Source organism: Nocardioides faecalis (assembly GCF_018388425.1).
In the GTDB taxonomy this organism is placed as follows: domain Bacteria; phylum Actinomycetota; class Actinomycetes; order Propionibacteriales; family Nocardioidaceae; genus Nocardioides; species Nocardioides faecalis.
The window spans coordinates 2,007,609-2,027,258 of sequence record NZ_CP074406.1 but is presented as its reverse complement, the minus strand read 5'-3'; the positions used below and the strand labels follow the sequence as shown (position 1 = coordinate 2,027,258).

18 protein-coding genes are annotated in these 19,650 nt (G+C 71.8%); 3 read left to right on the top strand and 15 right to left on the bottom strand.

Annotation, left to right across the window (positions count from 1 at the left end):
• Positions 1–214: 214 nt before the first annotated feature.
• Positions 215–685 carry an Lrp/AsnC family transcriptional regulator gene (locus KG111_RS09355; protein ID WP_249666057.1) on the bottom strand — a complete coding sequence of 157 codons (471 nt, stop codon included), beginning with the start codon at positions 683–685 and terminating at the stop codon, positions 215–217.
• A gap of 90 nt (positions 686–775) precedes the next feature.
• On the opposite strand from KG111_RS09355, the gene KG111_RS09350 reads away from it, so the two are divergent.
• Positions 776–1,702, top strand: coding sequence for a 5'-3' exonuclease (locus KG111_RS09350; RefSeq protein WP_283770543.1), 927 nt, complete (start codon positions 776–778; stop codon positions 1,700–1,702).
• 47 nt (positions 1,703–1,749) lie between these two features.
• Here the strand turns inward: KG111_RS09350 and KG111_RS09345 are convergent, their stop codons facing one another.
• From KG111_RS09345 to pafA, 8 genes are all read right to left on the bottom strand, one after another.
• Entirely contained in the window at positions 1,750–4,563 is a 2,814-nt protein-coding gene (locus tag KG111_RS09345) for a DEAD/DEAH box helicase (RefSeq protein WP_205290365.1), read from the bottom strand.
• Complete coding sequence (locus tag KG111_RS09340; RefSeq protein WP_205290364.1) at positions 4,560–5,429, bottom strand: diacylglycerol kinase; 870 nt, start codon at positions 5,427–5,429, stop codon at positions 4,560–4,562. The genes KG111_RS09345 and KG111_RS09340 overlap by 4 nt, the downstream gene beginning before the upstream one ends.
• A gap of 120 nt (positions 5,430–5,549) precedes the next feature.
• Positions 5,550–6,386, bottom strand: a complete 837-nt coding sequence (gene tatC, locus KG111_RS09335; RefSeq protein ID WP_205290363.1) for a twin-arginine translocase subunit TatC — start codon at positions 6,384–6,386, stop codon at positions 5,550–5,552.
• Between the two features lie 13 nt (positions 6,387–6,399).
• The gene (tatA, locus tag KG111_RS18295) at positions 6,400–6,681 is read right to left on the bottom strand and encodes a twin-arginine translocase TatA/TatE family subunit (RefSeq protein WP_249411283.1); all 282 of its coding nucleotides are present in this window, start codon (positions 6,679–6,681) and stop codon (positions 6,400–6,402) included.
• 131 nt (positions 6,682–6,812) lie between these two features.
• Entirely contained in the window at positions 6,813–7,847 is a 1,035-nt protein-coding gene (locus KG111_RS09325; RefSeq protein WP_205290362.1) for a helix-turn-helix transcriptional regulator, read from the bottom strand.
• Positions 7,844–8,812 carry a helix-turn-helix transcriptional regulator gene (locus tag KG111_RS09320; RefSeq protein ID WP_205290361.1) on the bottom strand — a complete coding sequence of 323 codons (969 nt, stop codon included), beginning with the start codon at positions 8,810–8,812 and terminating at the stop codon, positions 7,844–7,846. Before KG111_RS09320 ends, KG111_RS09325 begins: the two co-directional genes overlap by 4 nt.
• Before the next feature lie 25 nt (positions 8,813–8,837).
• A complete protein-coding gene (locus KG111_RS09315; RefSeq protein ID WP_205290360.1) occupies positions 8,838–9,887 on the bottom strand; it encodes an FKBP-type peptidyl-prolyl cis-trans isomerase in 1,050 nt (349 codons plus the stop codon).
• Positions 9,888–9,937: 50 nt separating this feature from the next.
• The gene (pafA, locus tag KG111_RS09310) at positions 9,938–11,299 is read right to left on the bottom strand and encodes a Pup--protein ligase (RefSeq protein ID WP_205290359.1); all 1,362 of its coding nucleotides are present in this window, start codon (positions 11,297–11,299) and stop codon (positions 9,938–9,940) included.
• A gap of 45 nt (positions 11,300–11,344) precedes the next feature.
• On the opposite strand from pafA, the gene KG111_RS09305 reads away from it, so the two are divergent.
• Complete coding sequence (locus KG111_RS09305; RefSeq protein ID WP_205290358.1) at positions 11,345–12,778, top strand: FAD-dependent oxidoreductase; 1,434 nt, start codon at positions 11,345–11,347, stop codon at positions 12,776–12,778.
• Positions 12,779–13,060: 282 nt separating this feature from the next.
• Here the strand turns inward: KG111_RS09305 and prcA are convergent, their stop codons facing one another.
• Genes prcA through dop form a run of 4 tightly spaced genes read right to left on the bottom strand, consistent with a single transcriptional unit; the run spans position 13,061 to position 16,557 of the window.
• On the bottom strand, positions 13,061–13,945 hold the full coding sequence (prcA, locus tag KG111_RS09300) for a proteasome subunit alpha (RefSeq protein WP_205290357.1): 885 nt from the start codon (positions 13,943–13,945) through the stop codon (positions 13,061–13,063).
• Position 13,946: 1 nt separating this feature from the next.
• Positions 13,947–14,807: a proteasome subunit beta gene (gene prcB, locus KG111_RS09295; RefSeq protein ID WP_205290356.1), complete on the bottom strand. Its 861-nt coding sequence runs from the start codon at positions 14,805–14,807 to the stop codon at positions 13,947–13,949.
• 7 nt (positions 14,808–14,814) lie between these two features.
• Positions 14,815–15,021 (bottom strand): ubiquitin-like protein Pup, encoded by a 207-nt coding sequence (locus KG111_RS09290; protein ID WP_205290355.1) that lies wholly within the window; start codon positions 15,019–15,021, stop codon positions 14,815–14,817.
• A gap of 27 nt (positions 15,022–15,048) precedes the next feature.
• Positions 15,049–16,557 (bottom strand): depupylase/deamidase Dop, encoded by a 1,509-nt coding sequence (gene dop / locus KG111_RS09285; protein ID WP_240195345.1) that lies wholly within the window; start codon positions 16,555–16,557, stop codon positions 15,049–15,051.
• A 114-nt stretch (positions 16,558–16,671) separates the two neighbouring features.
• On the opposite strand from dop, the gene KG111_RS09280 reads away from it, so the two are divergent.
• Positions 16,672–17,514 (top strand): DUF1206 domain-containing protein, encoded by an 843-nt coding sequence (locus tag KG111_RS09280; protein ID WP_205290354.1) that lies wholly within the window; start codon positions 16,672–16,674, stop codon positions 17,512–17,514.
• A gap of 67 nt (positions 17,515–17,581) precedes the next feature.
• Here the strand turns inward: KG111_RS09280 and KG111_RS09275 are convergent, their stop codons facing one another.
• Together KG111_RS09275 and arc are read right to left on the bottom strand one after the other, a co-directional pair.
• The gene (locus KG111_RS09275) at positions 17,582–17,734 is read right to left on the bottom strand and encodes a hypothetical protein (protein WP_205290353.1); all 153 of its coding nucleotides are present in this window, start codon (positions 17,732–17,734) and stop codon (positions 17,582–17,584) included.
• A gap of 58 nt (positions 17,735–17,792) precedes the next feature.
• The gene (arc, locus tag KG111_RS09270) at positions 17,793–19,553 is read right to left on the bottom strand and encodes a proteasome ATPase (RefSeq protein WP_205290352.1); all 1,761 of its coding nucleotides are present in this window, start codon (positions 19,551–19,553) and stop codon (positions 17,793–17,795) included.
• Positions 19,554–19,650: the final 97 nt, after the last annotated feature.

Here is a 19,650-nt window from a genome sequence, read left to right as displayed (position 1 = left end):
CGGCCACGACCTGCACGAGCGAACGAATCCGTACTTTGGTCAGCGGACGCGGCGATGTCAACCGGCCGGTGACCTGCGCTGATACACGTTCTCGCAGGTCAGCAGCGGGGCGTCCCAACCCAAAATCCCGAGAAAAATCTGAGCCTCCCGGCGTGTCGTCGCGCGGCTCGCCGAGAGGTCCCTGGTGGGGCGGCCGGCACGGCCGGGCGGGTGCTCAGACCTGGTGCTCGGAGACCGGCCGGTTCTCGTAGTACGTCGAGAGCACGATCGTGGTCCGGGTGGACACGTTGGCCGCCGCACGGATCCGACCGAGCAGCACTTCGAGCGCCGCCGGCGAGGTGGAGCGGACCTTGAGGACGTAGGACTCCTCGCCGGCCACCGACCAGCACGACTCGATCTCCGGCATGTCCTGGAGCTGCTCCGGGCAGTCGTCCGGCGCGGAGGGGTCGATCGGCCGGATGGCGATGAACGCCGTCAGCGGCAGACCGATCTCGGCGTAGTTCACCGTGGCGCCGTAGCCCAGGATCAGGCCGCGCTGCTCGAGACGCTTCACCCGCTGGTGAACCGCGGAGGTGGACAGCCCGGTGGCCCGGCCGAGGTCGGTGTAGGACATCCGGCCGTCCTCGGCGAGCAGCTCGAGGATCCGGCGATCGAGCGCCTCGACCGTGCTGCCACCACCGCTCACGCGCACACCCTAGGTCAGCGACCACGCCCCGGTCGGGGTGTCTCACGACATGCCACGGCGCGCACGGCGCGGCGCCACTACGCTGGCGCGGTGAGTGACCGACTGCTCCTTCTCGACACCGCCAGCATGTACTTCCGCGCCTTCTTCGGCGCCCCCGAGATCCTGGCCCCCGACGGCACCAACGTGAACGCGGTGCGCGGCCTGCTGGGCTACGTCTCCACCCTGGTGGAGCAGTACCAGCCCACGCACCTGGCGTGCTGCTGGGACGAGGACTGGCGCCCGCAGTGGCGCGTCGACCTGATCCCCAGCTACAAGGCCCACCGGGTGGTCGCCGAGGTCGACGAGGCTCCCGACGTCGAGGAGGTGCCGGACCCGTTGCAGCGGCAGGTGCCCATCATGCGCGAGGTGCTGGAGGCCTTCGGGATCGCCGTGGTCGGTGCCCCCGGCTACGAGGCCGACGACGTGATCGGGACGCTGGCCACCGGTGCGGGCATGCCCGTCGACGTCGTGACCGGCGACCGTGACCTGTTCCAGCTCGTCGACGACGCCGCCGGGGTGCGGGTGCTCTACATCGGCAAGGGCGTGGGCCGCCACGAGCGGGTCGACGAGGCCTGGGTGCAGGCCAAGTACGGCGTGCGCGCCGACCAGTACGCCGACTTCGCGACCCTGCGCGGTGACGCCTCCGACGGGCTGCCCGGCGTGAAGGGCGTGGGCGACAAGACGGCCGCGTCGCTGCTGGCCGCCTACGGCGACCTCGCCGGCGTCCGGGCCGCGGCCGAGGACCCGGACACCCCGCTGGGTCCCGGGCCGCGGCGCAAGATCAAGGACGCGGCGCCGTATCTGGACGTGGCCCCCAAGGTGGTGGCGGTGGCGCGCGACCTCGAGCTGGACCGCTCCGGCCTCGCGCTGCCGCGCACGCCGGCGGACCCGGACGCCCTGGCCGTGCTCGCCGAGCGCTGGTCGCTGGCCAGCCCGGTGACCCGGCTGGTGGACGTGCTGCGGGTCCGCGGCACCTGACACCGCCTCCGGGCAGTGGCTGAGCCCTGCCCGAGCCGGCCCGTGACCTAGCCGGCGGCGACGATCCCGCGGCGCAGCAGGCCGACCAGCTGCCGGGCGCTGTCGCGGACCGGGGTGCCGGCGGCGGCGTCGGCGATCTGGCCCGCGAAGTCGATCAGCTGCTTCATCTGGCGCACGAAGTCGCCGGCGGTCTGGTCGTTGCGGGTGATCACCTCGTCGAGGTCCTGGCCCTGGGCCCAGCGGTACGCGGTCCACGCGAAGCCGGGGTCCGGGCGGCGCAGGAAGTCCAGCCGGTGCTGGCGCTCCAGCACCTCCAGCTCCGACCACAGCCGCACCATCGCGTCGATGCGCTCGGTGACCACCCCACCGGGCACGGCGCCGGGGCCGTCCTCGGGACGCCGGGCCTCGTAGACCAGGCTGGAGAGGACCGCGCCGAGCTCGGCGGGCGTGAGGTCGTCCCACAGCCCGGTGCGCAGCGCCTCGGCCGCGACCAGGTCGAGGTCGGAGTAGATCCGCATCAGGCCGCGGCCGCGGTCGGTGACCGTGTCCGCGTCGAGGTAGCCCAGCGCCTCCAGCACCTCACACACCCGGTCGAAGGTGCGGGCCACCGTGTTGGTGCGCCGCTCGATGCGCGCGGAGAGCAGGTCGGCGTCCTTCTTCAGCTTCGCGTGCCGCTCGGCCCACCGCGAGTGCTCCTCGCGGTCCGCGCAACCGTGGCAGGGGTGCTCGCGCACCCGGGCCCGGGCCGCGGCGATCGCGCGCGCCGCGCCCTCCTCGACCGGCGCCTTCTCGGCCCGCGGGCGGGTCACCGAGGCGGGCAGGCCGCGCACGGCCTCGCGCACCGCCTGCGCGAGGTCCTTGCGCTGGTGCGGGTTGCGCGGGTCGACCCGCTTGGGCAGCCTCAGCCGCGCCACGGGCTCTACCGGCACCGGGAAGTCCATCATCGCCAGGCGGCGCCCCTGGCGCTCCGCGGTGACCACCAGCGGCCGGTGGCCCTGCTCGGACAGGCCCGGGTCGACGATCACCGCCGGCCCGGCGAACTTGCCCGCCGGCACCACGATCACGTCACCGGGCACCAGCCGCTCCAGCGACGCCGCGGCCTCCTCACGGCGGTCGGTGCGCCGCGCCCGGCTGGCGCTCTTCTCCAGCTCCGAGACCCGGCGGCGCAGCGCGGCGTACTCCATGAAGTCGCCCAGGTGGCACTGCGCGGCCTCGGCGTAGCCCCCCAGGGCGTCCTCCGCCTTGTGCAGCTGACGGGCCAGGCCGACCACAGCCCGGTCGGCCTGGAACTGCGCGAAGGACATCTCCAGCAGCTCGCGGGCGCGGTGGCGGCCGTAGGAGTGCACCAGGTTGACCGCCATGTTGTACGACGGCCGGAACGACGAGCGCAGCGGGTAGGTGCGCGTGGAGGCCAGCCCGGCCAGCTCGCGGGGGTTCATGCCCGGCTGCCACAGCACCACCGCGTGGCCCTCGATGTCGAGGCCACGGCGTCCGGCACGGCCGGTGAGCTGGGTGTACTCGCCGGGGGTGATGTCGGCATGGGTCTCGCCGTTCCACTTGCTCAGCTTCTCCAGCACCACGGTGCGCGCCGGCATGTTGATGCCCAGCGCGAGGGTCTCGGTGGCGAAGACCATCTTCACCAGGCCCCGTAGGTAGAGCTCCTCCACGCACTCCTTGAACGCCGGCAGCATGCCGGCGTGGTGGGCGGCGATGCCGCGCGAGGCGGCGTCCAGGAAGTCGTGGTAGCCGAGGACCTGCAGGTCGTCGGCGGGCAGCACGCCCAGCGTGGACTCGACGTAGGCGATGGCCTCGTCGCGCTCCTCGGGCGTGGTCAGCCGCAGGTTCGCGTCCAGGCACTGCTTGACGGCGGCGTCGCACCCGGCGCGGCTGAAGATGAAGTCGATGGCCGGGAGCAGGTTCTTGCGCTCCAGCGCGTCGATGACGTCGATGCGGCCCGGGATCCAGACCCGGCGCCCGCTGCCGACGTTGCGGCTGCCGGGACCGCCCTGGCGGCCGCGGGCGCCCTTGGGGGTGCGCCGGTCCTTGAGCCGGGAGGAGGCCCAGTCGTCGCGGGCGAGCTTCATCAGCTCCTCGTTGACGGGCGCGCCCTCGCGCACGAAGCCCGCGGCGGCGTCGACGTCGGAGGAGGCGAACAGGTCCAGCAGCCGCCGTCCGGCCATCACGTGCTGGAACAACGGCACCGGGCGCCGCTCCGCGACGATGGTGCGGGTGGAGCCGCGCACCGTGGACAGCCACTCGCCGAACTCCTCAGCGTTGGAGACCGTCGCCGAGAGCGAGACCACCGAGACGGAGTCGGGCAGGTGGATGATGACCTCCTCCCACACCGCCCCGCGGGACCGGTCGGCCAGGTAGTGCACCTCGTCCATCACCACGAACCCGAGCCCGACCAGGGTTCGGGAGCGGGCGTAGAGCATGTTGCGCAGCACCTCGGTGGTCATCACGACCACGGGCGCCTCGCCGTTGATCGAGGTGTCGCCGGTGAGCAGGCCGACCTGGTCGACGCCGTAGCGGGCGACGAGGTCGTGGTACTTCTGGTTCGACAGCGCCTTGATCGGCGTCGTGTAGAAGCACTTGCGCCCGGTCTCTAGCGCCAGGTGCACCGCGAACTCGCCGACCACGGTCTTGCCGGCGCCCGTGGGCGCGGCGACCAGCACGCTGTCGCCCTCCTCCACCGCCTGGCACCCCTCGACCTGGAACTCGTCGAGGCCGAAGGAGTAGCCGGCGGCGAAGTCGGTGAAGACGGGGTGCCGGGCGTTGCGCCGGTAGGCGGCGTAGCGCTCGGCGGGGCCGAGCTCCGGCTCCTGGGGGTCGGGGCGCTGGGGGTCGGGACGCTGGCTCATGCGCGCACCCGGACCGCACCGGCGACGCACTCGACGCTCAACGGCAGCGGACCGAACCGCTCGCCGTCGGCGTAGCCGACGATGCCAGGGCTGGCGATGGTGACCTTGCGGACGCGATGCCGCTCGTACTGGGGGTGGTTCACGTGACTCCCGTGGTAGAGCTTGGGGAAGGTGCGGACGAGCTCGAGGCGGCTCACCGGCTTGATCAGCACGACGTCGAGGAGGCCGTCGTCGAGCTCGGCGCCGTGGGCGATCCGCAGCCCGCCACCGAACGACGGCCCGTTGCCGATGGCGACCAGCATGGCGTCCAGCTCGCGTTCGGCGCCGTCGAGGACCAGGGTGTAGCGCAGCGGCTCGAAGACTCGCAGCTCGGCGAGCGTGGCCAGGTTGTAGCGCGCCTGGCCGCGCGGCCAGGTCATCTTGTTGGCCCGCTCGTTGACGACGGCGTCGAACCCGGCGGCCAGCACGCCGCCGTACCAGCGCTCGCCGATCCGGGCCAGGTCGACGCTGCGCTCGCGACCGTGCACGATCCGGCGCGCGGCCGCCGCCCCGTCGCGCAGCGGCAGGCCGAAGCAGCGGGCGAAGTCGTTGCCGGTGCCCGCGGGCAGCACGCCGATCGGGACGTCGGTGCCCGCCGCCGCCTGCAGCCCGAGGTTGACCATGCCGTCGCCGCCGCACATCACCAGGACGTCGGGCCGGGTGGCCACGACCTCGTGGGCCAGCGCCAGCGAGGCGTCGGCGTCGAGGCCGTGGTGCGCCTCGACCTCCCAGCCGGCGGCGCGGAACTGCGGCAGCGCCTCGTCGCGCCGGCGTACGCCCCGCCCCTTCCCCGATGCGGGGTTGGTCAGGATGACTGCGCGCGGCACAGCACGAAGGTTAGGCCACCCGCCAACCAACGCTCGTGGCCCAGTCCAGGTAGTCCCTGACGAAAAGCACCGTCCCGGACTCCGGGGCGGTGCTTTTCGTCAGGGACTATCGCAGGCAACTCAGAGGGGGCTGGCCTCGTCCGGGGAGAGCCCGGCGTTGGGCGAGCGTCGCGCGCGGCGCCGGTCGTTGAAGCGCGCGATGAGCTCGGAGATCCCGAACAGGACCACCATCGGCACGGCCATGAAGGTCATGGTGAAAGGGTCACCGGACGGCGTCATCACCGCGGCGAAGACGAACGAGCCGACGATGATCCACGGCCGGTACTCCCCCAGCGCCTTGCCGGTGACCACGCCGGCCAGGTTGAGCAGCACGACGAAGACGGGGATCTCGAAGGCGATGCCGAAGCCGAGCAGGGTGCGGCTGAAGAAGGTCAGGTAGTCGTTGAACTCGACCAGGTTGGTCAGCTCGTCGGGGTTCAACCCGATCAGGATCTCCAGACCCTTGGGCAGGGTCACGTAGCCCAGCACGACCCCGGCGAGGAACAGCGGTCCGGCGATGACGGCGAAGATCGCGGTCCAGCGCTTCTCGTGGCGGTGCAGGGCGGGCAGGACGAACGCCCAGATCTGGTAGAGCCAGATCGGGCTGGAGCCGACGAGCGCGGCCAGGCCGCAGAGCTTGAGGTAGAGCAGGAACCCGCCCGCAGCACCCGAGGTGGTCGCCTCGGTGGTGCCGTTCGGCAGCTCGCGCTGCGCGGCCAGGTAGGGGTCGAGGACCAGCTGAAACAGCGGCTCGAAGAAGAACAGCGCGATGCCGAACGCGGCCAGGACCGCGAAGCCGGCCTTCAGGATGCGGGCGCGCAGCTCCCGCAGGTGGTCCGACAGTGCCATCCGGCCGTCGGCGCCGACAGGGTGGACGGGCTTGCCGACGAACAGCCGCCCGATGCCGATCAGGGACAACGCGAGTGCGGGATCAGGAGTTGTGCTCGCGGCGCTCGTCGACGATCTCGCCCTCGGCGACCTCGCCGGCGCCCGGGTTCAGCTCACCGTTCGGAGCGATCGGCGAGGCCGGTCCGCCCTTCGGCTTGGCCTCGTCGTCGTCGCGCAGGCCCTTGGTCTCGGCCTTGAAGATCCGCAGCGCCTGACCGGTGCCGCGGGCTAGGTCGGGGAGCTTGGCCGCGCCGAAGACCAGGATCACGATCGCCAGGATGATGAGCCACTCGGCTCCCTGGGGCATTCCGATCAGGGACGTCATCGCCAGACCAACTCTCACATCAATTCCGCACGGACGTGGTCCATGCTACGCCCCGCCCGGGCGGCAAGGGCGCATCGGTGGTGCCCCCGACGCCCCGCTCGACGCTCCGGCCCGACGCTCGGCCCGTCGGCTCAGCGGTACAGCCCGAGGGTCTCCGAGGCGAGCGCGGTGAACGACGCGGCCACCTCGGGCGGTGAGACGACCCGCGCGTGCGGGGCCAGGCGCAGCAGCAGGCGGTTGAGCCAGTGCCGGTCCAGCACCACGAGGTCGACCTCGGCACCGCCGTCGGGCAGGCCGCGGACCGCACGCACCGGGTAGTACTCGGTGGCCCACCGCGCCTGCCGGTCCAGGCGCAGCGTCACCAGCACCGCTCCCTCCAGGCCCGGGTCGCGGAACAAGCCCGCGGAGAGGTCGCGCGGAGCCCGGCGCACCTCGACGGGGTCGTCGAGCACCTCGGCCTTCACGATCCGGTCCAGCCGGAACAGGCGGTCGCCGCCGGCCCGGTGGCACCAGGCGTCGAGGTAGGAGTGCGCACCGTGGGTCAGCACCGCGACGGGGTCGACGACCCGTTCGGACTCCTCGTTGCGGGAGGCGACGAAGTAGGACAGCCGGACCTGGCGGCCGGCGTCGATGGCCTGCTCCAGCACGGCGGTGAGCTCGGCGAGCCGGACCTGGTCGGCGTCGCGTGGCGAGGGGTTGACCGCGACGTGGCCGGCCCCGGCCGTGGTCACGGCGCGCTCCAGCTTGGCGAGCGCCGAGTCCACCACCTCACGGGTCTGGCCGGTGGAGGTGTCGCGCAGCGTGCGCAGCGCCACGATCACCGCCGACGCCTCGGTGGCACTCAGGCGCAGCGGCCGGGACAGGTAGTCGGCGTTCGCCACCCGGATCACGCCGTCGGACAGCGGGCTGCCCTGCTCGGTCTGGATGGCGTCCAGGTCCACGTCGATGAGGTCATCAGGCAGCCCGCCGGGCAGCCCGCACATGAACAGCACCCGCAGGTCGCGCAGCACCTGCTCCGGCGTGGTGTCCAGTAGCGCGGCCGCCTCGGCCAGCCGTACGCCGTCGCGTTGGTGCAGGAACGGCACCAGGGTGAGCAGCCGCGCCACCTGGTCGCGGGCGCCAGGGGCGCGGCCGGATCCGGAGGCAGGGGGCGTGCGCCGGGTCATGTGTCCACCAGAACCTGCTCCAGCGAGTGGCGGACCTGCTGGCGGGCGTGCTCGGGGGCCAGCAGCACCACGTCGGGGCCCTCGGCGAGGACCTCCTCGACCAGGGACTCGCTGCGACGTCGTACCTCGACGAGGTCCCACACCGAGTGCGCGTCGGGGCCCTCGACACCGGGCTGCACCCGCTCGGCGTCACGGCGGAACAGGTGCCCGGCGCCGGCGCGCACGAGCAGCGTCGCGTGCTCGGTGCGGGCCGGCGGGTCGAGGCGGCGGGTGATCGCGCGCAGGTCGACGTCGGCGGGCACCTCGTAGGCGCCCGGTGTACTGGCGGTGCGCACCGGTCCGACCACGCGGGAGAGCCGGAAGACGCGCTCTGCGCCCCGGTCGACGTCGTGGCCCACGACGTACCAGCGGCCCGCCGAGCGGACCACGCCCCACGGCTGCAGGTGACGGGTGGTGGGTGCGTCGGCACCCGGGCGGCGGTAGTCGAAGGCGATCTCCACCCGCTCGCACACCGCGAACCAGCAGGCGTCGAAGGCCGGCTCGTCCGCGGTCAGCAGCGGGCCGGTGATGTCGAGGGCGTCCAGGTCGACGTCGATCCCGGCCGCGGTCAGCTTGCGGACCGCGTCGCTGGTGACCTGCGCCATCGTGGCGTGCTGCCACACCCGGGAGGCGATGCCGACCACGGCCGCCTCCTGCGGCGTCAGCGCGACGTCGGGCAGCGCGAAGGCGTCCGGCGGGATCCGGTAGCCGACCTCGTCGGAGAACAGCGGGTCCAGCGGCGCCACCTCGACCGGGACGCCGAGGCTGCGCAGCTCGTCCTTGTCGCGCTCGAACATCTTCTCGAACGCCTCCGGGCTGGACCCGGCGTAGAGCAGGCCCCGGATCCGGTCCTTGCCGATCGGGCGCCGCTGGACCAGCAGCATGATCAGCAGATTGAGCAGACGCTCGCTCTTGGGCACGGCCATGCCCGCGATTGTGCCGTGCCGGGGACTACTCCGACGAGCCCTCGGCGGGTGCCGGCGCGGGCGCGGGCTCCGGGTCAGCCGCGTCGAGGACGTCGACGACGAAGTACAGCGTCGAGTTCGCCGGGATGTCGCCCTGCGCCTCGTTGCCGTAGCCCAGCTTCGGCGGGATCTGCAGCAGCACCCGGCTGCCCACCGGGACGCCGACGAGGCCCTCGGACCAGCCCTTGACCACGGTCGCGGCCTCGCCGCCGACGGTGGCGACGAAACCGGTGCCGGTGTAGCTCTCGTCGAACGGCTTCTTGCCCTTGTAGACCTGGCCGAGGTAGTTGACCAGGATCGACTGGCCCGACTCGACGACCGGGCCGGTGCCCTTGATGAGCAGGGCGGTGCGGAGCTTGTCGGTGGGCTTGGGGACGCCCTTGAAGTCCAGCGCGGCGGGCACGCCGTCCTTCTCCACGATCTTCGGCGCCCAGGCGGGGGCCTTCTCGGCCTGCCCCTGCGGTCCGGCCAGCTCGACCAGGTCGGCGACGAACAGCAGGCCGTCCTCGTTGCCGACGTCGATGCCGGCGAAGAACTCCGAGACCTGGGTGTTGCCCAGGTAGTCGCCGATCAGCTCCTCGCTGCCGACGGTGACGCCGATCCGGGTGCCGAGGTGCTGGCCGGGCTTGATCGCCTTCACGATCTCCGCGGTGAGCAGCTCCTCCACCGACATCGGCTCGACCTCCTCACCGACCCTGACCAGCTTGGAGACCGTGGTCTCGTCGTAGGTGTCGTAGTTGACCTGGTGGGTCCAGCCGTTCGCCAGCGTGAACTCGACCCGCACCACGTCGCCCTTGGCGAGCGGGGTGCCGTCACCCTCCTCGAGCACCTTGGCCTTCGCCTTCTCGGGCTTCAGCCGCCCCTTCCAGTCCACCTCCGGGGCGGACCCGACCGGGCCGGAGACCGTCACGGCGTCGAAGCCGGACAGCTGCTCATCGTCACCGCCGCAGGCGGTGAGCGTGAGGCTCGCCGACAGGGCAACGCCCAGCAGGAGGGCGGACGGACGCTTCATGGCGGGGCGCAGGCGGGCGAACACGCGCAAACCTTACCCAGACGACGGTACGGGAGCCGACCCGGACGGGGGGCTCACATGCCGTCGATGAGTCGCTGCACCCGCTCGTCGTAGGCCCGGAAGGGGTCCTTGCACAGCACCGTGCGCTGGGCCTGGTCGTTGAGCTTGAGGTGGACCCAGTCGACGGTGAAGTCGCGGCGACGCTCCTGGGCGCGTCGGATGAACTCCCCGCGCAGCCGGGCACGGGTGTTCTGCGGCGGCACGGACTTGGCCTCGAAGATGCGCAGGTCGCTGGAGACCCGGGCGACCGCACCTCGCTTCTCCAGCAGGTAGTAGAGCCCGCGGCCACGGTGGATGTCGTGGTAGGCGAGGTCGAGCTGGGCCACCCGCGGGTGCGAGAGCGCAAGCCCGTGCTTCGCGCGGTACCGGTCGATCAGCTTCCACTTGATCACCCAGTCGAGCTCGCGGTCGACCAGGCCGAGGTCGTCGGACTCCACCGCCTTGAGCCCGCGCTCCCACAGGTCGAGGGCACGCTCGATCACGGGCGTGGAGATCTGGCGCCGGTCGACGAAGTCGCGGGCCTTGCTCAGGTACTCGCCCTGGATGTCCAGGGCGCTCGCCTCGCGACCGTTCGCCAGCCGCACCTTGCGCCGGCCGGTGACGTCGTGGGAGATCTCGCGGATCGCGCGGATCGGGTTCTCCATCGTGAGGTCGCGCATCACCACGCCCTCCTCGATCATCCGCAGCACCAGGTCGCAGGAGGCGACCTTGAGCATCGTGGTGGTCTCGCTCATGTTGGAGTCGCCCACGATGACGTGAAGCCGGCGGTAGCGCTCGGCGTCGGCATGCGGCTCGTCGCGGGTGTTGATGATCGGCCGGCTGCGGGTGGTGGCGCTGGAGACGCCCTCCCAGATGTGCTCGGCCCGCTGGCTCACCGAGTACGACGTGCCGCGGGGGCTCTGGGACACCTTGCCGGCGCCCACCAGGATCTGCCGGGTCACCAGGAACGGGATCAGGATGTCGGCGAGCCGGCTGAACTCGCCGGCGCGGCTGACCAGGTAGTTCTCGTGGCAGCCGTAGGAGTTGCCAGCGGAGTCGGTGTTGTTCTTGAACAGGTAGATCTCACCGGCGATGCCCTCGTCGTGCAGCCGCTGCTCGGCGTCGAGCAGCAGCCCTTCGAGCACCCGCTCCCCGGCCTTGTCGTGGGTGACCAGCTCCGCGATGTCGTCGCACTCCGGGGTGGCGTACTCCGGGTGGCTGCCCACGTCGAGGTAGAGCCTCGCCCCGTTGCGCAGGAAGACGTTGCTGGAGCGACCCCAGCTCACGACCTTGCGGAACAGGTAGCGGGCCACCTCGTCCGGGCTCAGTCTCCGCTGCCCGCGGAACGTGCAGGTGACGCCGTACTCGTTCTCGATCCCGAAGATCCGGCGGTCCATGAATGCACACTACTGTCCTTGTCCGCACGGGGTACCGAACCGCGCATGGACGCTCCTGAGCACGCTCCCCTGCTCCCCGTCGACAGCCGCCCGGTCTGGTTCGAGGGGCCGCGGCCCGATCCGCGGCCGTCGGCCACCGGCGCCACGTCGTACGACGTCGCGGTGGTGGGTGCCGGCATCGCCGGTCTGACCACCGCTCTGCTGCTCGCCCGGGCCGGGCGCCGGGTGGCGGTGCTGGAGGCGCGCCGCATCGGTGACGGCACCACCGGGCACACCACCGGCAAGGTGTCGCTGCTGCAGGGCACCAAGCTGAGCCGGGCGGTGCGGACGAACCCGCCGGCCGTGGTGCGTGACTACGTCGAGGCCTCCCGCGAGGGCCAGGCGTGGCTGCGCCACTACTGCGAGCGGGCCGGGATGGACGTGACCGACCGGCACGCCACGACGTACGCGACCACGCGGGTCGGCGAGCTGCGTGCCCGTGCCGAGCTGGCGGCCGCCCAGCTGGTCGGTCTGGACGCGACCTGGGTGGAGGAGACCGAGCTGCCCTACGAGGTGCGCGGCGCGGTGCGGCTCGACGGCCAGTTCCAGCTCGACCCGCTGGTGCTGCTGCGTGCCCTGGTCGCCGACGCCGAGGCCGAGGGCGCGGTGGTGCTGGAGGGCTCCCGGGTGCGGCGGGTGCGTCAGGAGGACGACGTGGTCCGCCTCGACGTCGACACCGAGGCCGGCGAGGCGCAGGTGCGGGCGGAGAAGGTCGTCATCGCCACCAACCAGCCCATCTTGGACCGCGGTGGCTTCTTCGCCCGGGTTCAGGCCCAGCGCTCCTACGCCGCCACGGTCTCCGGGAGCTGGATCCCGGACGGGATGCACCTGTCCAGCGACCGGCCGACCCGCTCGCTGCGCTCGGTGACCACCGTGGACGGCGAGGAGCTGCTGCAGGTCGGTGGCTCGGGGCACGGCACGGGCCGAGGCCGGGAGTCCGACCACGTCGCGGACCTGCTCGGCTGGGCCGACCAGACGTTCCCCGGCAGCGAGGTCCGCCACGTCTGGTCGGCGCAGGACCAGACCCCGGCCACCGCGCTGCCCTATGTCGGTCCGGTGCTGCCCGGCGACGACGCGATCCATGTCCTCACCGGCTTCGACAAGTGGGGCATGACCACCGCCCCCGCCGCGGCGCTGCTGCTCGCCGCCGAGCTCCTCGGCGGCTCGCCGCCGGCCTGGGGCCGGGCGCTGCGTGCCTGGACCCCGCGCGAGGTGGCCAGCATCGGCCGCACCGCCTTCTTCAACGCCGAGGTCGGCTGGCACATGGTCTCCGGCCACGTGCAGCGGCCCCTGCGGCGCGACCAGGCGCCGCTGTGCACCCACCTCGGTGGCGTGCTGTGCTGGAACGACGCCGAGGAGTCCTGGGACTGCCCGCTGCACGGCTCCCGCTTCGACGCCGACGGCCAGGTGCTGGAGGGGCCGGCGACCCGGCCGCTGTGAGGGCCGCTACCCGAATCGGGTGAGACAGCCGAGCGTCGCCCGCGGTTACGGTCGCCCGCAGCGGTGGGCTCGGGCAGCGGCCTCCTCGCCACCGCGACCGCCGACACCAGGCCCGTGAGCGCCGGTACCTGGCCCGGCACGAGCGCTACGGCGAGCGTCGCCTCGGGCAAGGTGATCGCCTGGACCGTGGTGCTCGCGCCGCCGGCCTGACGCCCGGCCCGGATGGAGCGACCGGAGCCGAACGCCCCCGGTCGAGTGCCCCGGGCAGGACCTTCCGCCCGGTCAGAGCGGAGGCGCCACCGGCGGCTCGCCCTGGCCCTTGTCCTGGCCCTTGTCCTGGCCGTTGTCCCGGCCGTTGCCCGGGGAGCTGACGTCCGGGCTCTGCGCGCCCTCAGACGTCCCGAGCGCGATCGGCGTCTCCGAGCTGTGCTGCTGCGGCGCGGCCTCCGACGGCCCGCGGTTGCCGAGCACGTCCTCGAGCTGGGCAGGCAGGATCCGGCGGAACTTGCGGGGCTGCAGCCGGCTCCGGTCGAGCACCGCGACCTCCAGGTCGTCGACCGGGATGACGCGGTCCGCGCCCTGGCCGCGGTCGTTGCTGGTGTGGCCCAGCGCGGCCACGGCGACCCGCAGCGCGTCGGCCAGCGAGGCGCCCGGCGTGTAGTGCTGCTCGAGGTAGGCCGCCACCGTGTCCGCGTCGCCCCCCATCACGGCGTAGCCGTGCTCGTCGGCGACCCGGCCCTCGTAGGTCAGCCGGTAGATCTGGTCGTCCTCGGGCGCGTCGCCGACCTCGGCGACGAAGATCTCCACCTCGTACGGCTTCTCGCCGCCGGAGGAGAAGATCGTGCCGAGGGTCTGCGCGTAGGCGTTGGCCAGGCCGCGACCGGTCACGTCGCGGCGGTCGTAGGCGTAGCCACGCATGTCGGCCAGCCGCACCCCGGCGATGCGCAGGTTCTCGAACTCGTTGTAGCGACCGACGGCTGCGAACGCGAGCCGGTCGTAGAGCTCGGAGACCTTGTGCAGCGCCTGCGAGGGGTTCTCGGTGACCAGCAGCACGCCGTCGGCGAACTGGACCGCTGCGAGCGAGCGGCCCCGGGCGATGCCCTTGCGGGCGAAGTCCGCCCGGTCCTTCATCAGCTGCTCGGGCGAGACGTAGAACGGAGTGCTCATCTCAGGCGTCCTCTCCGTGCTCGGCGCTGCCCGGCAACGCGGCCGGCGGTCCGTCGGGGCGCAGCATCCGGGCGCCGTACAGCTCGTCGACCAGCCCGGCGACGCTCTCCTCGTCCAGGCGGCGCACACCGTCGGCGGTCACCATCCACACCATCGGGAAGATCCGGCGGGTCAGGTCCGGGCCGCCGGTGGCGGAGTCGTCGTCGGCGGCGTCGTACAGCGCCTGCAGGCAGACGCGCACGGTGTCCTCGCCGCTCATCCCCTCGCGCCACAGCTTCTTCAGCGCGCCCCGGGCGAACAGCGAGCCGGAGCCGACGGTGAAGAACGACGCCTCCTCGTGGCGGCCACCGGTGACGTCGTAGCCGAAGATCCGCCCCACGCGGGAGGCGAGGTCGTAGCCGGCGAACATGGGCACCACGGCCAGGCCCTGCATGGCCATGCCGAGGTTGGCGCGGATCAGGGCGGAGAGGCGGTTGGCCTTGCCGTCCAGCGAGAGCAGGGTGCCCTCGATCTTCTCGTAGTGCTCCAGCTCGACCTGGAACAGCCGCACCATCTCCACGGCCAGCCCGGCGGTGCCGGCGATGCCGACCACGGAGTACTCGTCGGCGGGGAAGACCTTCTCGATGTCGCGCTGGGCGATGACGTTGCCCATGGTGGCGCGCCGGTCGCCGGCCATCACCACACCACCGGGGAAGGTGGCGGCGACGATGGTCGTGCCGTGCGGCGCCAGCTGGTCGACGCTGCCGGCAGGCAGCGAACGGCGGGCCGGCAGCAGGTCGGGGGCGTTCTCGGCGATGAAGTCGCTGAAGGAGCTGGTCCCGGGGCGCAGGAAGGCAGCCGGGATCCGGGCGTCACCACTCATCGGCGGATCACTCGCCACCCTTCTGGATGAACGACTTCACGAAGTCCTCGGCGTTGGTCTCGAGGACGTCGTCGATCTCGTCGAGGATCGCGTCGACGTCATCGTCGAGGGCTTCCTTGCGCTCGGCGACTGCCGGCTCGGTGGTCTCGGGGGCGACCTCGGTCGCCTCCTCGTTCTCCTCCGAGCGGCGCGGCTGCTTCTGCTCCTGGGCCATGGCGTCAGCCTAGCCACTCCGACCCACTCAGCGGGTGAGTGCGCGGACCAGTTCCTCGGCGCTGTCGCAGGAGTCGATCAGTGGGCCCACGTGCGACCGGCTGCCGCGCAGCGGATCGATGGTCGGCACCCGCTGCAGGGAGTCCCGCCCGGGCAGGTCGAAGATCACCGAGTCCCACGACGCCGCGGCGATGTGGTCGGCGTACTTCTCCAGGCACCGGCCGCGGAAGTAGGCCCGGGTCTGGGTGGGCGGGTCGGTCATCGCGGCGTCCACCTCGGCGTCGGTGAGCAGCCGCTGGATCCGCCCGGCCCGCTGCAGCCGGTGGTAGAGCCCCTTCTCGGGGCGGATGTCGGAGTACTGGTAGTCGATGAGCTGGAGCTTCGCGTCGTCCCAGGCCAGGCCGTCGCGGGAGCGGTACTGCTCGATCAGCCTCAGCTTCGCGACCCAGTCGAGCTGGTCGGCCAGCGACATCGGGTCCGTCTCCAGCCGGACGAGCACGTCCTCCCACCGGCTCAGCACGTCCACGGTCTGCTCGTCCGCGTCGGCGCCGTACCGGTCCTCGACGTACTTGCGGGCCAGGTCGAGGTACTCCATCTGCAGCTGCACCCCGGTCAGCTCGCGGCCGTCGGCAAGCCGCATCCGGTGCCGCAGGGAGGGGTCGTGGGAGACCGCCCGCAGCGCGGAGACCGGGGACACGACGGAGAGGTCGCGGTCGATGAACCGGTCCTCGATCATCGCCAGCACCAGCGACGTGGTGCCCACCTTGAGGTAGGTGGCGATCTCGGAGAGGTTGGCGTCGCCGATGATCACGTGCAGCCGCCGGTACTTCTCCGGGTCGGCGTGCGGCTCGTCGCGGGTGTTGATGATGGGCCGCTTCAGGGTGGTCTCCAGCCCCACCTCGACCTCGAAGAAGTCGGCGCGCTGGCTGATCTGGTAGCCGTGCTTGCGCCCGTCCTGGCCCCGGCCCACCCGGCCCGCCCCGCACACGACCTGGCGGCTGACGAAGAACGGGGTGAGGTGCCGGACGATGTCGGCGAACGGGGTGGAGCGGCGCATCAGGTAGTTCTCGTGCGCGCCGTAGGAGGCACCCTTGTTGTCGGTGTTGTTCTTGTACAGCACGATCGTCGGGTTGCCGGGCAGCTGGGCGGCCAGCCGGGCGGCGTCGAACATCACCTGCTCGCCGGCCTTCTCCCAGCGCACCACGTCCAACGGCGTGACCACCTCAGGCGTGGCGTACTCCGGATGGGCGTGGTCGACGTAGAGCCGGGCGCCGTTGGTCAGGATCACGTTCGCCAGCCCGAGGTCCTCGTCGGTGAGCTGGGTGGGGTCGGCGACCTGCCGCGACATGTCGAACCCGCGGGCGTCGCGCAGCGGGGACTCCTCCTCGAAGTCCCACCGCGCCCGGCGCGCACGCAGCGTGGCCGAGGCGTAGGCGTTGACGACTTGCGAGGAGGCGACCATCGGGTTCGCGCTCGGCTGGCCGGGCACGGCGATGCCGTACTCGATCTCGGTGCCCATGACTCGCCGCACGCTCATGCTGCGAGCCTACGCGCCACGACCCGGGCGCCACCCCTTTCGTGCTTCGACGTACGCCGCGGTGACTGGGCTGCGTCGCCGGTGGGTAATGCGGGCCCGGGAGTGAGGATGACGATGAGCGTGACGAAGAGCAGGACCCAGGACCGGGCGCAGCAGCGAGCCCGCCAGATGCGCGACAACACGGCGCTCGACCGGCTGGCCCGCGCGGGCATGGCCGGCTATGGCCTCGTGTACGTGTTGATCGCGTGGCTGGCGGCCCAGCTGGCGCTCGGACGAGCCTCGGGGTCCGCCTCCGGCGAGGGAGCGTTCGCCGAGCTGTCGGGCAGCCCCCTCGGCAAGGTGAGCCTGTGGGTGGTGGCGATCGGCCTCGCGGGACTGTGCCTGCGCCAGGCGTTCCAGGCCGTCGGCGGGCACGGTGACCACGACGGCGCCCGGCGGTGGGTGGCCCGGGTGAGCTCGGCCGTGCGCGGCGTGGTGTTCGCGACGTTGGCCGTGCTGGCCGTGCGCACCGCCCTGGGCGACGGGGGCTCGGGCGGCGGATCCGGCGAGGCGGGCCTGTCCCAGCGGCTGCTGGAGCTGCCCTTCGGTCCGGTGCTGGTGGTGGGCGTCGGTCTCGTGCTGATCGGCGTGGGGATCGCGAGTGCCTGGCGCGGACTGAACGACAAGTGGCGCAAGGACCTCGAGGTCGACGGCCAGACCGGCCACATCGGCACGGTGGTCACCGTGCTGGCGCGCGTCGGCTACACCGGCCGCGCCGTCGCCTTCGCGCTGATCGCCTGGCTGTTCGTGCTCGCCGGCCTCACGCACGACCCGAAGAAGTCCGGCGGCCTGGACCAGGCGGTCGTCCGGTTCCGCGACGAGCCGTGGGGGCCGTGGGTGCTGGTGGCGGTCGCTGTCGGCCTCGGCTGCTACGGCGCCTTCCACGTCGCCCGCGGCTGGTACCTGCGCAACCGCTGAGACCCAGCAACGACGCGGGCCCCGTACCGAGATCTCGGTCGGGGCCCGCGTCGTAGGAAGCCTGCGGTCAGCGGCCCTTGACCACCTTGACGACGGCGGTGGCGCCGAGGCCGAGCAGTGCGACGATGACGAGCTTCTTGACCATGAGGTTCTCCTGTCGGGAATGCGGATACGTGCACCGCCAGCCAAGCAAACCCGGGCAGGCAAGCGGGGCCGACACGCCGCCACCGGCCCCCGGGTCTGGAACCGGGTGCCGATGACGCGGGCTACAGGTCGGATTACAGGTACTGGCCGGTGTCGGAGACGGTGTCGATGGAGCGACCGGGCTCGGTGCCCTGCTTGCCGGTGACCAGGGTGCGGATGAACACGATCCGCTCCCCCTTCTTGCCCGAGATCCGCGCCCAGTCGTCGGGGTTGGTCGTGTTGGGCAGGTCCTCGTTCTCCTTGAACTCGTCCACGCACGCCTGCAGCAGGTGCGTGACCCGCAAACCCTTCTGCTGGTGGTCGATGAAGTCCTTGATCGCCATCTTCTTCGCCCGGTCGACGATGTTCTGGATCATCGCGCCGGAGTTGAAGTCCTTGAAGTACAGGACCTCCTTGTCACCGTTGGCGTAGGTCACCTCGAGGAAGCGGTTCTCCTCCGTCTCGGTGTACATCCGCTCCACGGTGGCCCGGATCATCCCGTCGACCGTGGCCCGGCGGTCGTTGCCGAACTCGGCCAGGTCGTCGGGGTGCAGCGGCAGCCCCGGGGTCAGGTACTTGCTGAAGATGTCGCGCGCCGACTCGGCGTCGGGGCGCTCGATCTTGATCTTCACGTCGAGCCGGCCCGGACGCAGGATCGCGGGGTCGATCATGTCCTCGCGGTTCGAGGCACCGATGACCAGCACGTTCTCGAGCAGCTCGACGCCGTCGATCTCGCTGAGCAGCTGCGGGACGATCGTGTTCTCCACGTCCGAGGAGACGCCCGAGCCGCGGGTGCGGAACAGCGAGTCCATCTCGTCGAAGAACACGATGACCGGGGTGCCGGTGCTGGCCTTCTCCCGAGCGCGCTGGAACACCAGCCGGATGTGGCGCTCGGTCTCGCCGACGTACTTGTTGAGGAGCTCGGGGCCCTTGATGTTGAGGAAGTACGACTTCCCCTCGGCGCCGGTCTTCGCGGCTACCTTCTTGGCCAGCGAGTTGGCCACGGCCTTCGCGATCAGCGTCTTGCCGCATCCGGGCGGGCCGTAGAGCAGGATGCCCTTCGGCGGCTTGAGCTCGTGCTCGGCGAACAGCTCGGGGTAGAGGTACGGCAGCTCGACGGCATCCTGGATCGCCTCGATCTGGTTGCCGAGGCCACCGATCGACTCGTAGGAGATGTCCGGGACCTCCTCCAGGACGAGCTCCTCGACCTCGGACTTGGGCACCCGCTCGTAGACGTAGCCGGCGCGGGAGTCCAGCAGCAGGGAGTCGCCGGCGCGCAGGGTCGTGCCGAGCAGCGGCTCGGCGAGGCGGACGACCCGCTCCTCGTCGGCGTTCGCGATGACCAGCACCCGCTCGCCGTCGGCGAGCAGCTCCTTGAACATCACCACCTCGCCGACCGTCTCGTAGGCGAAGGCGTCGACCACGTTCAGGGCCTCGTTGAGCAGCACCTCCTGGCCGGTGCGCAGCGTGTCCACGTCGACGTTGGGGCTCACCGTGACCCGCAGCTTGCGACCGCCGGTGAACACGTCGACGGTCTCGTCCTCGTTGCGCTGCAGGAACGTGCCGAAGCCCGCGGGCGGTTGGGCCAGCCGGTCGACCTCCTCCTTGAGCTTGAGGATCTGGTCGCGAGCCTCGCGCAGGGTTCCTGCAAGGCGCTCGTTCTGCGCGGTCGCCGCCGCCAACGAGCGCTGGGTCTCGCTGAGCCGCGCCTCCAGGGACCGGGCCCCCGTGCCGGGCGCGTCGACCAGACGCCGGCGCAGGTCGTGGATCTCTTCCTCCAGGAAGCGGACCTGCTGCTGCAGCTCTGCTGCGTCCGGGGTCCGCCGGGCGCCGGGAGCGCCTTCACCTGTCGTCATCGCACACCTCCTGGCGTCGACACTACTCGGCGCGGTGTTACGCGAGAACGGTTCGCCACGCGCACCTTTGCAACGTTTGCGTTGCCGGGTTCAGGCG